Here is a 717-nt window from a genome sequence, read left to right as displayed (position 1 = left end):
CGAGACCGCCGAGGCGGTGGCCCTGGGCGCCGAGGCGGTGGGCCTGCTGCGCACCGAACTGGTGTTCATGGAACACGCCCAGGCGCCGAGCCAGGCGGCCCAGGAAGTCGAGTACCGCCGCGTGCTCGACGCCCTCGAAGGGCGCCCGCTGGTGGTGCGCACCCTGGATGTCGGCGGCGACAAGCCGCTGCCCTACTGGCCCATGCCGGCCGAGGAAAACCCCTTCCTCGGCGTGCGCGGCATCCGCCTCAGCCTGCAGCGCCCGGAGATCCTCGAGACCCAGCTGCGCGCCCTGCTGGCCGCGGCCGAGGGCCGTCCGCTGCGGATCATGTTCCCCATGGTCGGCGCGGTGGAGGAGTGGCGGGTGGCACGCGACATGGCCCTGCGCCTGCGCGAGGAAATCCCGCTGGCCGACCTGCAGCTCGGCATCATGGTCGAGGTGCCCTCGGCGGCCCTGCTGGCGCCGGTGCTGGCGCGCGAGGTGGACTTCTTCAGCATCGGTACCAACGACCTGACCCAGTACTGCCTGGCCATCGACCGCGGCCACCCGACTCTCTCGGCCCAGGCCGACGGCCTGCACCCGGCGGTGCTGCGGTTGATCGGCATGACGGTGGCGGCGGCGCATGCCGAGGGCAAGTGGGTCGGCGTCTGCGGCGAGCTGGCCAGCGACCGTCTGGCGGTGCCGCTGCTGGTCGGCCTGGGCGTCGACGAGCTGAG

General features: G+C 73.1%; 1 protein-coding gene. It reads left to right on the top strand.

Features of this window, described 5'->3' with window-relative positions:
* The coding region (locus tag N878_RS23770) for a putative PEP-binding protein (RefSeq protein ID WP_021445993.1) at positions 1-717 on the top strand (717 nt) is incomplete at both ends.

The sequence above is a fragment of the Pseudomonas sp. EGD-AK9 genome, from assembly GCF_000465935.2.
GTDB lineage: Bacteria > Pseudomonadota > Gammaproteobacteria > Pseudomonadales > Pseudomonadaceae > Aquipseudomonas.
Note: the sequence above shows the minus strand (reverse complement) of the source record. Positions and strands in the feature narration are given on the sequence as shown.